Source organism: Streptomyces sp. NPDC088116, assembly GCF_044741745.1.
In the GTDB taxonomy this organism is placed as follows: domain Bacteria; phylum Actinomycetota; class Actinomycetes; order Streptomycetales; family Streptomycetaceae; genus Streptomyces.
In genome coordinates this window covers 709,092-721,741 of the sequence record NZ_JBIUTF010000002.1, presented here as the reverse complement: position 1 = coordinate 721,741, position 12,650 = coordinate 709,092, and the positions used below count along the sequence as shown (strand labels likewise).

At 69.2% G+C, this 12,650-nt stretch carries 12 protein-coding genes; 4 read left to right on the top strand and 8 right to left on the bottom strand.

The genetic code is table 11. The features are described from left to right. Positions 1-9 precede the first annotated feature (9 nt). The 3 genes from ACIOJD_RS09455 (at position 10) to ACIOJD_RS09445 (ending at position 2,306) form a co-directional block, all read left to right on the top strand. Complete coding sequence (locus ACIOJD_RS09455) at positions 10-1,317, top strand: hypothetical protein (protein ID WP_401911673.1); 1,308 nt, start codon at positions 10-12, stop codon at positions 1,315-1,317. 120 nt (positions 1,318-1,437) lie between these two features. Further along, on the top strand, positions 1,438-1,998 hold the full coding sequence (locus tag ACIOJD_RS09450; RefSeq protein ID WP_401910255.1) for a DUF4383 domain-containing protein: 561 nt from the start codon (positions 1,438-1,440) through the stop codon (positions 1,996-1,998). An 86-nt stretch (positions 1,999-2,084) separates the two neighbouring features. After that, positions 2,085-2,306, top strand: a complete 222-nt coding sequence (locus ACIOJD_RS09445) for a zinc ribbon domain-containing protein (RefSeq protein ID WP_401910253.1) — start codon at positions 2,085-2,087, stop codon at positions 2,304-2,306. Positions 2,307-2,392: 86 nt separating this feature from the next. On the opposite strand, the gene ACIOJD_RS09440 is transcribed toward ACIOJD_RS09445, so the two are convergent. The 3 genes from ACIOJD_RS09440 to ACIOJD_RS09430 form a co-directional block, all read right to left on the bottom strand. After that, a complete protein-coding gene (locus tag ACIOJD_RS09440) occupies positions 2,393-3,220 on the bottom strand; it encodes an HAD family hydrolase (RefSeq protein WP_401911671.1) in 828 nt (275 codons plus the stop codon). Between the two features lie 149 nt (positions 3,221-3,369). Continuing rightward, on the bottom strand, positions 3,370-5,880 hold the full coding sequence (locus ACIOJD_RS09435) for a phosphoribosyltransferase (protein WP_401911669.1): 2,511 nt from the start codon (positions 5,878-5,880) through the stop codon (positions 3,370-3,372). A gap of 175 nt (positions 5,881-6,055) precedes the next feature. Beyond that, positions 6,056-7,219: an HpcH/HpaI aldolase/citrate lyase family protein gene (locus ACIOJD_RS09430; protein ID WP_401910250.1), complete on the bottom strand. Its 1,164-nt coding sequence runs from the start codon at positions 7,217-7,219 to the stop codon at positions 6,056-6,058. Positions 7,220-7,429: 210 nt separating this feature from the next. Here ACIOJD_RS09430 and ACIOJD_RS09425 point away from each other — a divergent pair, with 210 nt between their 5' ends. Then, on the top strand, positions 7,430-8,275 hold the full coding sequence (locus tag ACIOJD_RS09425; RefSeq protein ID WP_401910247.1) for a TerD family protein: 846 nt from the start codon (positions 7,430-7,432) through the stop codon (positions 8,273-8,275). 192 nt (positions 8,276-8,467) lie between these two features. Here the strand turns inward: ACIOJD_RS09425 and ACIOJD_RS09420 are convergent, their stop codons facing one another. The 5 genes from ACIOJD_RS09420 to ACIOJD_RS09400 all read right to left on the bottom strand — a co-directional run bounded on the left by ACIOJD_RS09420 (position 8,468) and on the right by ACIOJD_RS09400 (position 12,603). Then, positions 8,468-9,208 (bottom strand): Tellurium resistance, encoded by a 741-nt coding sequence (locus tag ACIOJD_RS09420; RefSeq protein WP_401910244.1) that lies wholly within the window; start codon positions 9,206-9,208, stop codon positions 8,468-8,470. A gap of 161 nt (positions 9,209-9,369) precedes the next feature. Beyond that, on the bottom strand, positions 9,370-10,506 hold the full coding sequence (locus ACIOJD_RS09415) for a DUF475 domain-containing protein (protein WP_401910241.1): 1,137 nt from the start codon (positions 10,504-10,506) through the stop codon (positions 9,370-9,372). Positions 10,507-10,557: 51 nt separating this feature from the next. Continuing rightward, positions 10,558-11,133 carry a TerD family protein gene (locus ACIOJD_RS09410; RefSeq protein ID WP_401910238.1) on the bottom strand — a complete coding sequence of 192 codons (576 nt, stop codon included), beginning with the start codon at positions 11,131-11,133 and terminating at the stop codon, positions 10,558-10,560. A gap of 273 nt (positions 11,134-11,406) precedes the next feature. Further along, complete coding sequence (locus ACIOJD_RS09405) at positions 11,407-11,982, bottom strand: TerD family protein (protein WP_401881099.1); 576 nt, start codon at positions 11,980-11,982, stop codon at positions 11,407-11,409. 153 nt (positions 11,983-12,135) lie between these two features. Further along, positions 12,136-12,603: a peroxiredoxin gene (locus tag ACIOJD_RS09400; protein ID WP_401910235.1), complete on the bottom strand. Its 468-nt coding sequence runs from the start codon at positions 12,601-12,603 to the stop codon at positions 12,136-12,138. Positions 12,604-12,650 lie beyond the last annotated feature (47 nt).

The following is a 12,650-nucleotide window of genomic DNA, read 5'->3' as shown; positions in this document are numbered from 1 at the left end:
CTCACCCTCATGCTGCTGCCGGTACCGCTGGTCGTCGCCGCTCTGCCGTCCTCCTTCGCCGGTGGGGGTACGAGGCGCTGGTTCGGCGGTCGCGGGGAGAGCCAGCGGGCCGATGCCCAGGCGGCGAAGGACGACGCGGCGGCCGCCTTCTACGAGCTGGACACGGCCCAGCGCGATCTGCGGATCTCGATAGAGACGATCACAGCGGTGGACAGCTCGCCGGGTGCCCGTAAGGCCGTGGCGGACTTCGCCGTCCTGGGGCAGCGCATCGACGAAGTGAGCCAGGGCTACATCAGCGCCGTGGACGCGCATGACCTGGACCGCGACGACCTGGAGCCGTCGGTCGCCGCCAGGGCCCGCGGCGAGCTGACGCGGGCCAAGGACGAGCTGAACCGGGTCAAGGGCGAGCTGGACCGGTTCGAGCAGGGGCTCGGGCCGCTGCTCGACAAGGCCGAGACGCAGCTGGCACGGCTCGCCCCGGCGGTGGAGCGCGCGCGGCAGGCGCTCCTCGGCGCGAGCAACGCCCTGGACACGGTGCGCGCCTCCGGACTGCGCGCGGACGAGCTGGCCGCCCGCCTCGCCCAGCTCGGGCCCGAGCTGACGAGGCTCAACGAGGGCGCCGGCCGGCACGGCGTTGCGGAGACCCTCCAGCGCGCCGACCGGGTGCTCCGCGACGCCGAGGCCGTCCGTACGGAGGCCGAGCGGCTGCCGGAGCGCGCCCAGGAGATAGACCGGCGCCTGGTGTCGCTGCGTACCCGCGCTCAGGCCCTGACCAACCGGGCGGGCTCCGTGGAGCCCATCCTCAGCGAGCTGCGCCGTCGCTTCACCGCCGCCTGCTGGCAGGACCTCCAGCACGTTCCCGACCACGCCGCGACCAGCGTTCACCAGGCCGAGGAGAAGCTCAAGGAAGCCGGCGAGGCACGCGCGGAGCAGCGCTGGGCGGACGCGACATCACGGCTCAGTACGGCACGGGCCCTGCTGAACAGCACCGATGAGGCCGTCTCCGCCGCCGGCGACCGGCTGCAACGGTTGAACGCCGTATCGAAGGACCCGCAGCAGGAGATCGAGCGCACCCGGTTCGCGATCCGGGACGCGCAGCGGCTGGCCATGACCGGACGGAACACGCCCGAGCCGCGCCATGCCCGCCCCCTGGACGGATCCGTGGCCAGGCTGGAGCGGGCGGTGGCCGCGCTGGAGGGCCGCCACCCGGACTACTGGCACTTTCTCAACGAGACCGAGGCGGTACGGGAGGCAGTGGCCCAGGTGGTCTCGGACATCCGTGAGGAGCGCGGAGCCGCGGCCGGACACGGCGGCTGAACCAGCCCACCACCAGCCCGCTTCACCCTGATTTGTCCCCGGGTCACGGTGGGCGGATCCTGGAGAGGTACTCCGTACCGCGACACGTACCTACCGCCAGGAGACACAAGGAGACCGCTCATGGCCACCCAAGCGCTCCGTCCCCCACCGCGGCGGCATGTCAAGCTCGACGAACATCTCCCCCTCGACCACCACCTCAACCAGGTCTACCGCATCGGGGCCGGGCTGATGGGCCTGATCCTGGTCATCTTCGGCGTCCTCGGGCTGATCGACAAGATCGGCTTCTTCGACACCGGCGGCGACAGGGTCGCGGGCCTCAACACCAATGGCGCGCTGAGCGTGCTGTCCATCTGCGTCGGGCTGATCCTCCTCGTCGGGATGGTGGTCGGCGGGAATATCGCCTCGACCCTGAACATGGTCCTCGGCGTGCTCTTCATCGCCAGCGGCTTCGTCAACCTCGCTCTGCTGGACACCAGTTACAACTTCCTCGCCTTCCATATCCAGAATGTGCTGTTCAGCTTCGTGGTCGGGGTGATGCTCATGTTCTTCGGGATGTACGGAAGAGTCAGCGGCAGCCTGCCGCACGACAATCCGTACTGGCGGGCCCGCCACCCGGAGCAGGCGGAGCGCGAGCAGCGCGAGAGGGCCAGGGGGCGCCTGGGCCGGGTGGGCGTCGGATAGGCCGAGCCGGACAGGCGTGCCGGAGGGATCAAGTCCGGCCCCGCAACGGCTGGGCGGTCGTCCGCCGGGCCGGATAGCCTGCCCCTATGCCTCGTTACGAGTACCGCTGCCGCTCCTGTGGTGACACCTTCGAACTCAGCCGCCCGATGTCGGAATCCTCGGCTCCCGCGTCGTGCCCGGCCGGGCACGACGACACCGTGAAGCTCCTCTCCACCGTGGCCGTCGGCGGAACCGCCAAGGGCGGCGCCCCCGGACCGGCGGCCGGTGGTGGCGGAGGCGGGTGCTGCGGCGGCGGCTGCTGCGGCTGATCCGCCTCAGACCGGGTCGGCCTCAAAACTGATCGGGCCCAGACCGGATCAGGCGCAAACCGGGTCCGCCTCCGACCGGATCGGGCTCAGACCGGATCGGGCCCGTCCGGGGCGGCGGCGAAGCTGAGGCGCCTCAGGATCTCCTCGCCCGCCGCGACGCCCGTCTCCGTGAGCACCTCGACGTGCGGGGCGCTCCAGCCGGAGTCGGCGAGTTCGCCGTGGCCCGGACGCCAGGCACGGTCGGCGGCCAGCAGCAGGTCGGCGTCGAGAAGCGAATCGCCCGCCGCGAGGGTGAGTTCGGCGCCGGCCCTACGGGCCACCTCGCGCATCGCGGCGCTCTTGGTGAGCGGCCGCGGTACGGCGTAGATCTTGCGGCCCTGGAGGGAAACGGTCCAGCCCCGGCCCTCCGCCCACTCGGCGAGTTCCTTCACCCAGCCGTCGGGCAGCAGGGCGCGGTCCACCACGAGATAGGCGAAGAGATCTTCCGCGATCCGCTCCTTGAGGAGCCACGCGGGATCGGCGGCGGCCAGCAGATGTGCGCGGACCTCGGCGAGGGAGGCGCACTCGGCCGCCAGCCGGCGGACCACCTGAGCCTGCCAGTCGGGGTCGGACACCCCGTCGACCAGCAGATGCCCGCCGTTGGCGCAGATCGCGAACTCCGGTGCGGGGCCCGGCAGATGGATACGGGCGTACTGCTCGCGGGTGCGCGTGGTCGTCGGTATGAAGACCGTGGCACGGGCGAGTTGGGCGAGCAGCCCGGCGGCCGTCTCGGTGAGATACGACAGTGGCTTGCTCTCGTACATCTCGACGCAGAGCAGCCGGGGAGCCTCGGCATCCGGCATCGGGAGCTGGAGTGCCGGCGCCGAGTAGATGAGGGTGCGGTCCAGATCGCTGGCGACCAGGACCCGTGACATCGCGGACGCGTTCTCGGGCGTGTTCTTGGGCGTGTTCATCGGCGTGTTCATGGGTGCGTCCTCGGGCGTGTTCACGGTGTAAGGGGTCCCGGCGCAAGAGGGGCCGTCGTACAGGGTCCCGTCGTACGGGGTCCCGTCGTAAGGGGTGTTCACGGCGCGACCACCGCTTTGCCGTCCGCTCCGGTCGCGCCACGCGTGTACTTCGGGTGGATCAGCCCGACGCAGGAGTACGGGAGTCCGTCGACCTCCTCCACGGGCACACCGCGCTGCTCGGCCAACAGCCGTACGTGGTCGAGGTCGGCGCCCGCGTCGCGCTGGGCGAGGATCTTCCAGGGAACGCGGCGCAGCAGGACGCGGGTCGTTTCCCCCACGCCGGGCTTGACGAGGTTCACGTCGTGGATGCCGTACTGCTCGCTGATCCGCTCGACCGCCGCCCAGCCCTCCCAGGTGGGCGCCCGGTCCGCCGCGAGCAGTTCCTTGACCTCGCCGTCCACGGCGGGCGCGACCTCGTCGAAGCGGGCGGCGACGGCGTCCAGGAAGTGGCCGGAGACATCGGTGCCGGCGAGCTCTCGGTAGTACTTCGCGCCGTGGAAGTCGTACGGACCGACCAGGTCGGCTCTGAGGACCGTACGGGAAATCAGCCCGGAGACGGTCGAGTTGAGGCAGGCGGAGGGTACAAGGAAGTCCTCGCGGGTGCCATAGGTCCGTACGCAGCCGCCCGGGTCGGCGAGGACCGCGATCTCGGGGTTGAAGCCGTCGAACTCGGCGAGGGCTTCGGCCAGTTCACGGGTGATCGCGCCCTTGCCGGTCCAGCCGTCGACGAAGACGACATCGGCGGGGTCGTGGTGGGCGGCGAGCCAGCGCAGGGCGTTGGCGTCGATGCCCCGGCCACGCACGATGGAGACGGCGTAGTGCGGCAGGTCCAGTCCGTGCCGCCGCTGGGCCCAGCGGCGCATCAGGACCCCGACGGGCGTACCGGCGCGGGCCAGCGAGACCAGCACCGGGCGGGGCGAACGCTCGGCGAGCACGGTCTCGGTGACGGTGCCCACGGCCCGTGCGATGCGCGCGGCCGAGGTCTCCAGCGCGGACGCGAACAGCCGCTGGTACTGGGCGCTGGGCTGGTATTCGACCGGCAGCGATTCGGCGTAGTGCGCACCGCCGTTCTGGACCGCCTCCTCGCGCTCCTCCGTCGGGGCCTCCAGTTGTACGTCGGACAGGTCCTGGAGCAGCCAGCCCACGTCGTCCGGCGCGTAGGAGGAGAAGGCGGGGCCACGGAGGGGGTCGGGCAGCATGGCGAGTTCCTGCCGTTCGGCGTCGCGCGAGGGGGTGGTGGGCAGAGAAGAGGGAGCGGCCGGGAGAGCGGAGGGGGCGGGGACATACGACGGGACGACGGTCAGGACCACGCGGGGTATGTGCGCGGCGAGCTGTGCCAACAGGCCGCCGGGCGCGTGCAGTTCGGGAGAGTCGGCCAGGGAGTCGATCACGGCGACCACGGCGTCGAAGCCACCGCCCGCGACGTTGTACGCGTACCGCTCACCCATGCCGTCGCCGTCCGGGAAGGCCTCGGTGTCGTGGGCGGGGAAGACGAGACGGCTGCGTATCGCGTATCCGGGGTCGTCCACGGCCAGCACGGGCGAGCGCGTCGTCGTGGAATACCGCACCTCGGCGTCGGAGGTCCGCTCCAGGGCCTCGGCCAGCCGCAGGGGGGCGTACATCAACTCCTCGAAGCCGAGGACCAGTATGCGCCGGGCATCGCCCAGCTCACCGTCCACGGCCGCCGCCATGGACGGCAGTACGGATTCCAGCCGGGCCCGGTGGCCGGGGGTGAAGCCATGACGGCCGCCGTCCGGGAGCCCGGCCGGCCAGTCGAGCGTTACCCGGGACACCACCCCGGCTTCCGTCCCGGTGCCCGCCCCGGCTTCCGACCCCGCTCCGGCTTCCGGCCCACTCCCGCCTCGGGCCTTCGCCTCGTACTCCGCCACCAGCGCCTGCCCCTTCTCCAGGACGCCGTCCGGCAGTTGGACCGTCCCGGTGGCCAGGGTGACCAGCTCGACGCGGGCCCCGACCTCCCGGGCGAACTCCGCGAGCCGCCCCTGGTCGGCCGCCGAGCGCATATCGACCAGGGCGACGATGACGTACCAGGCACGGGGATAACGCTCGTGGAGGGAGCGGATGGTGTTCAGGACGGTGTTGCCCGTCGAGAACTCGTCGTCGACGAGGATCAGCGGGCCGCCCGAGGCGAGCAGCCCCGTGTCCTCGGGCAACAGCAGATGCGAGGTGTGGTGCGAGTGCGACTCCTCGAAGCCGCCCGCTCTCTCGATGCCCGGGACCGGGCGGCGGGTGGAGTGCAGATACGGAGCGCTGAGCACACCGTCCGCGACCGAGTGGCCCAGGCCGGTCGCGGTCTCGGCATAGCCGAGCACCACCGCGCGATCCACGTCGGCGCCCAGCAGTTTCCGTACGCGCGCGCCCAGCTCGACGCCCGTTCCGTAGACGACGCCGGGGTGCTGCGGCACATGTTTGCCCAGCACGTTCGAGACGAGGAGGTGTGCCCGCTTCGGGTTCCGGCGCAGGGCCAGGCCGAGCAGGTCCCGCAGCCCCTCGCCACCGGCGAGCTCGACTCCCAGCCGTTCAGCGACCCATGTCCCCGACCACACCATGTTGGCGATCTCTTCCTTCGTCGTATGTCCGGTCACCGCTGACCGGACCTCGCTGCCCCACCTGTGGGCGAACCGTCACTCGGCGAACCACTCGCCGGCGAACCGCCCGTAGCCGCCCCGCCCGCCGGCGAACCGCCACTCGGCGACCCCGCCCAGCCGGACCGTACCGGCCCGGTCACTCGGCGAGGCCGGCGGTGAGCAGTTCCACGAAGCCGACCTCCGCGCGCGCGACACCGAAGACCTCGGCCCGCTGAAGAGTGCGCTCGGCCCAGGCCCGGTGGGGCTTCACCTCGTTCATCTTGTTCGTGTACGCCGAGCGCAGCACACCGCCGCCGCCCCGCTCCGGCCGCAGGATGTCCCGGGCGTCGCTGAACTCCTCGTGGCTGACGACCGACAGCGCGTGGACGGGCGGGACATGCGAGGGATGGATACAGGTCTTGCCCAGCAGCCCGTTGGCCCGGTCCAGCTCGATCTCGCGCAGCAGTCCGTCGATGTCGTGCTCGATCAGGGCCGTACGCAGTTCCTCGGCGCGGCCTTCGAGGAAGGGACTGCGGCGCAGCTGCGGCTTGAACATGCGCTCCTGAAGCCGGAAGTACTCCCAGACGGGACCCGTGATCGTGAAGCCCGAGCCGTCGGCGCGGCCCAGCACATTGACCACGTCCGCGATGACCGCGGCCACGATGCGTACGTCGTACGCCGTCATGTCCGGCGACCGGCGCAGGCCGTACGCCGAGCAGAAGTCGGTGACGCCCAGGCGCAGCGCGAGCACCCGGTCGCGGTACTTGTCCACGGCGTTGGCGATCCCGGTGAGTGTCGAGGTCCTGCTCTCCAGGTGCAGCAGCTCGGGCGATTCGAGCACCGGCATCGCGTAGAGCCTGCGGCCGCTCACGCTCTCCGCGTCGACGAGCGCTTCCAGGAAGGGTGTCCCGCGCTCTTCGGTGAATTTGGGAAGTACAAATCCGGACAGCAGTCGGACCGCGGTTCCCAGCCGCCGTACAAGGTCGGAAATCTGCTCCGGTTCGCGGACCCGGATGAAGAGCAGCGGGGTCTCGACGCCCCGCTCCTCAAGATCCTTGAACTGCCGGACGAGGTTCGCCTCGGCCCCCTCGACCTCGGAGTCATGGATGGAATCCTCCAGGCAGAGCACCATGGAGACGACTCCGCGCCCGGTCTGCTTCACCACATCGTCGGCCAGCCGAGGCCGGGTGGCCGGGCTGTAGAGCGTGGCTCCCAGAGCGGCCGACAGCAGCCAGCCCGGGGAGTCCGAGCTGAACTCGCACGGCTCCTGGTGGAACAGGCCCTCCCTGACAGCAGGCGAGACATGCCCGAAATGACGCATTTAAATCCCCCATGCTGCCTCAATGACCCGTTGGTCATGTGGCCGGTAATAGTACGTATGGGCGGGTGTCAAGAGTTCCCCAGGTAGATGAAATCCCGGTAACCCCATCCGCTTCACGCCATCGCTCTGCGCACACCGCCGGGCGTGCTGAACCTATGCGGAGCAGGCCCACGTTGTCCGGGCGGGTGCCGGGAGGGCAGGATGACCGGCATGACGCACGCGATGCTGAAGGGCTCGAACGTCCCTCTCGATGCCATGGCCGTACGAGCCGTGCTGCACTGGTCCCCCGGCCCCGGGATCCCTGATGTGGATGTCTCCGCCCTGCTGCTCGGCGCGGAGGGCCGGGTGCGTTCCGACGAGGACTTCATTTTCTACAACCAGCCGCGGCATCCGTCGGGTCTGGTGCGGCGGCTGCCCAAGAAGCAGGCCGGTGAGGCGCTGACCGATGCGGTCGAGGCGGACCTCGCCGCGCTCGACGCCTCGGTCGAACAGGTGGTGCTGGCGGCCTCCTCCGACGGCGCGACCTTCCAGCATGTGAACGATCTGCGGATCCTGCTGTACGACGCGGCCGCGGCCGACGGCGAACCGCTGGCCGTCTTCGATGTCCGTCCCGAGACCGGTGAGGAGACCGCCATCATCTGTGGCGAGCTCTACCGGCGCGGGGACAGCTGGAAGTTCCGTGCCGTGGGGCAGGGGTATCCGACCGGTCTGGTCGGCCTGGCCACGGCCTTCGGCATCTCGGTGGACGACACCGAGGCGGCGGACGAGTCCGGCACCGACCCGTCGGCCGATCTGACGGCCGACCCTTCGGCCGTCACCTCGGCGCTCCCCGGGCCGTCCGCCCAGCTGCCGCCGCCACCGGCCCAGCCGCCCGCTCAGCCGGCGTACGGATACCCGCAGCCGCCCCTGCCCGCGGTCCAGCCCACCTACGGCTACCCGCAGCCGGTGTCCTCGCCGCAGCCCGCCTACGGCTACCCGCAGCCGGCCGCGGCGGCTGCGCCCGCGCCCGATCCCAACTTCCGGCTGCCTCCGATGGGGCCGCAGTTCGCCCGCTGACCGCCCGGGGCGCCCGAACCTCCACGGGCGCCCGAGCCGTCGCCGACACCTGAGCCTTCCTTGACACCCGGGCCTTCGCCGACGCCCGAGCCTTCCCTGATGCCCGGCTCCCGCCGGGCGCCAGGGCCCCCGTAAGCCATGGCCGCTCCGGTCACCGGGGGCACCCCGGCGACCCCCGCTCACGGCCACCCCTCAGGTCTTCGTCTTGTAGCCACGCCCCCACTGGAGGCCCCAGCCGTACAGCCGGTCCAGCTCCGCCTGGAAGCCGTAGACGAACTTCACCTCGCGCCGTACGACCAGCTCGCCCTTGACGCTCTCCAGCGAGAACACCGCACAGGACCGGGCCTCGGGAGCGTGCTCGTCCAGTTCGATCTCGACGCGCGGGCCGTTGCTCGGATACAGCGTCACCGTGGCGTGCGTGCGGTCGAAGGCGGGCGTCTGGTCATAGATGTAGACGAAGAACAGCAGCCGCTTGAACTCCTCGCGGTGGTCGAGATTGACGTAGACCGTCTCGCCCGAGGCCGCCCCGAAACGGTCGTCACCGCTGAGCTTGATGTACGGCGCTTCGTTGAGGTCCCCCAGGAAATTGCCCAGCGGCTGCACCACGCCCTTGCTGCCGTCGGCCAGTTCGTACATGCAGCCGAGGTCCAGGTCCACATTGACCACGCCCTGCGTATGGGCCTGCACCACTTCGGGCTTGAAGAGTTTGAGGGGGTTGCCCAGCAGCCGGCCGCTCTGCTTGGACCGTCCCTCGATGTCGGACGTACGCATCTGCCAGGAGAGGTTCACCCGCAGATTGCCGGTGGCCGCCCCCTGCTTGGAGAGCGAGACCGTGGGATGCCGCTTGGTCAGCCCGATGGAGTTGGATGCGGCACTGCCCGAATCGAATTGCGATGCCCTTTGTCCCTGCCACAGATTGTCCCAGAAGGCCATGCCCACCCCACCTCAGTCGTCAACTCGCCACCACCACACGGAACAACGGGGCGGCCGGGAGGCTTCCGCCTCCCGGCCGCCCCGTTGAGAGCGTTCCCGAAAACTCCTCCGGATCACACCCCGGAGGACCGGCTCACCAGAGGGCTCACCGGAGCACGGCGTCAGACGGGCAGCGCCGTCTTGTCCTCGTCGGGATCCTTACCGGCCTGCGCCTCGATCGCCTTGTTACGGCGGACCGAGGACCAGAACGAGGCCGCGATCAGGACAATGCCCACCAGACCTGTGATGACTTCGTGGATCGAGTACTGAATGGTGATCAGCAGGATCACGGACAGCGCACCGATCGCGTAGTGCGCGCCGTGCTCCAGGTAGACGTAGTCGTCCAGGGTGCCCTCGCGGACCAGGTAGACCGTGAGCGAACGGACGTACATGGCACCGATACCGAGACCCAGCGCCATCCAGAAGATGTGGTTCGTGATCGCGAAGGCGCCGATCACCCCGTCGAAGGAGAAGGACGCGTCCAGGACCTCCAGGTAGAGGAAGAGGAAGAACGCGGCCTTGCCGGCCAGGCCGACCGCGGACACTTCCTTGCCCTCGGCCCGTGCCTTCTCCTCTTCTTCCTGCTCGTGTTCCTCCTGCTCCTCCAGCCGGTTCTCGAAGTAGCCCGAGAGTCCGCCCACGACGAGGTAGGTGATCAGACCGGCGACGCCGGCGAGCAGCACGGTGGCCGACTTGTCCTGGGTACCGGTGCTGGTGTGGGCGTGGGTGGCGAAGGTCAGTGCCGTGCCGAGGAGAACGATCAGCGCGATGCAGACCGACAGCATGTCGACCTTGCCGAGCTTGGCCAGCGGACGCTCCAGCCAGCTCAGCCACTTGATGTCCCGCTCCTCGAAGATGAAGTCGAGGAAGATCATCAACAGGAACATGCCACCGAAGGCGGCGATCGCCGGGTGGGCGTCGGTGACCAGCGCTTCGTACCGCTCGGGATTGGCCATCGCGAGTTCGACGGCCTCGATGGGGCCGACTTTGGCACTGATGGCGACGATGACGACGGGGAAGACCAGTCGCATACCGAACACCGCGATGAGGATGCCGATGGTGAGGAAGATCTTCTGCCAGAAGGCGTTCATCTTCTTCAGAATCCCGGCATTGACGACCGCGTTGTCGAACGACAGCGAGATCTCAAGGATCGACAGGATCAGTACGATCCCGAACGCCTCCCACCCCCACTGCCAGGCCGCGAAGGCGAGGCCGATCGCCGTGATGGCGAACGACCAGCCGAAGGTTTTCAGGATCACTGGCTACCCCATCTGGTGATTAACGGGTATTCCCCCGCGCAGAGCACTGCTTTACGAAACGTTGACCCCGAAGTCTAGAGCGATGCCCCTCAGGCCCGACGCGTACCCCTGCCCCACGGCCCGGAACTTCCACTCACCGCCATAGCGGTAGAGCTCGCCGAAGATCATCGCGGTCTCCGTCGAGGCGTCCTCACTGAGGTCGTAACGCGCCAGCTCCTGGCCGTCGGCCTGGTTGGCCACCCGGATGAAGGCGTTGCTGACTTGGCCGAAGGTCTGGCCGCGGTTGTCGGCGTCATGGATCGAGACCGGAAAGACGATCTTGTCGCAGCCCTCCGGCACCTTGGAGAGGTCGACCAGCAGGGACTCGTCGTCCCCCTCGCCCTCACCCGTCAGATTGTCACCGGTGTGCTCGACAGATCCGTCCGGGCTGGTCAGATTGTTGTAAAAAATGAACCACTCGTCGCCGAGGACCCGGCCCGCCTGGCACAGGAGTGCGCTGGCGTCGAGGTCGAAGTCGGCTCCGGTGGTGGAACGCGCGTCCCAGCCGAGCCCGACCAACACCTGGGTGAGATTGGGTGCGGCCTTGGAGAGGGAGACATTGCCTCCCTTTGCGAGTGTGACGCCCATGATGGTGAGTCCTCCCCGAGATGATGTGCTGCGAGCCGGCCGAACAGGACCTGTGCGCGCCTGACGTCATGCCCGTTCACGCCCTGTTCATGCCGCTCGTACCCGTATCGATGCATGTACGGGAACGTCCCGCGCGGATGCGCCTACGCGGGACGCGAGGCGCCTACGGGGCGCGTGGCGCGGCCGGAGCACCACAACCCCCTACGGGCGCGTCCGGCGCCGCACAACAGGAGCTGTGCGGCGCCGGACGCGGAGGAACCGAGCCCGGTCGGCTCAGACGTTGACGCCGAAGTCCTGCGCGATACCGCGCAGACCCGAGGCGTACCCCTGGCCGATGGCGCGGAACTTCCACTCCGCGCCGTTGCGGTACAGCTCGCCGAAGACCATCGCGGTCTCCGTCGAGGCGTCCTCGCTCAGGTCGTACCGCGCCAGCTCATTGTTGTCGGCCTGGTTGACGACGCGGATGAACGCGTTGCGCACCTGCCCGAAGGACTGCTGGCGGCTCTCCGCCTCGTAGATCGAGACAGGGAAAACGATCTTGTCGACGTCGGCGGGGACCGTGGCCAGATTGACCTTGATCGCCTCGTCGTCGCCCTCGCCCTCACCGGTGAGGTTGTCACCGGTGTGCTCGACGGATCCGTCGGGGCTCTTGAGGTTGTTGAAGAAGATGAAGTTGCCGTCGATGGCGACCTTGCCCTCGGCGTTCGTCAGCAGGGCGCTGGCGTCGAGGTCGAAGTCGCTGCCGGTGGTCGTACGGACGTCCCAGCCCAGACCCACGGTGACCGCGGTCAGGTTGGGCGCGGCCTTGGTCAGCGAGACGTTTCCGCCCTTGCTGAGGCTGACTCCCACGAGTCCTCCCTATGGTTTCTCGGGTCCGGCGACCGCGGTCGGCGACTGGTGCCGCGAGTCGCGCGTCCCCTGAAGCGTTGGCATCGGATCAACGAGTGGATCCTAGTGACCGGTTCCCCGCGGCTGCGCGATTTCGGGGGACCCGGGCGGATTTCAGAGAGCGGCGAGCGCCTTGACGTACTGGTCGAGGTCCCTCGCGTCCGGCAGACCGTTCACCACGGTCCAGCGCACGATGCCCTCTTTGTCAATGATGAACGTGCCGCGCACCGCGCACCCCTTTTCCTCGTCGAACACGCCGTACGCGCGCGAGACCTCGCCGTGCGGCCAGAAGTCCGACAGCAGCGGGTACTCCAGGCCCTCCTGCTCGGCGAAGACCCGCAGGGTGTGGATGGAGTCGTTCGAGACGGCGAGCAGCTGGGTGTCCTCGTTGACGAACGAGGGCAGCTCGTCGCGGAGCGCGCAGAGCTCGCCCGTGCAGACACCGGTGAAGGCGAACGGGTAGAAGAGCAGGACCACGTTCTTCGCGTCGTCGGACCCCCGGAAGTCGGACAGGCGCACGGTCCGCCCGTGATTGTCCTTCAGTTCGAAGTCCGGGGCGAGGGTGCCGACCTCGATCGCCATGGAGAAACGTCCTTTCAGGTGGCTCAACAGATGCTGTCCGATGACAT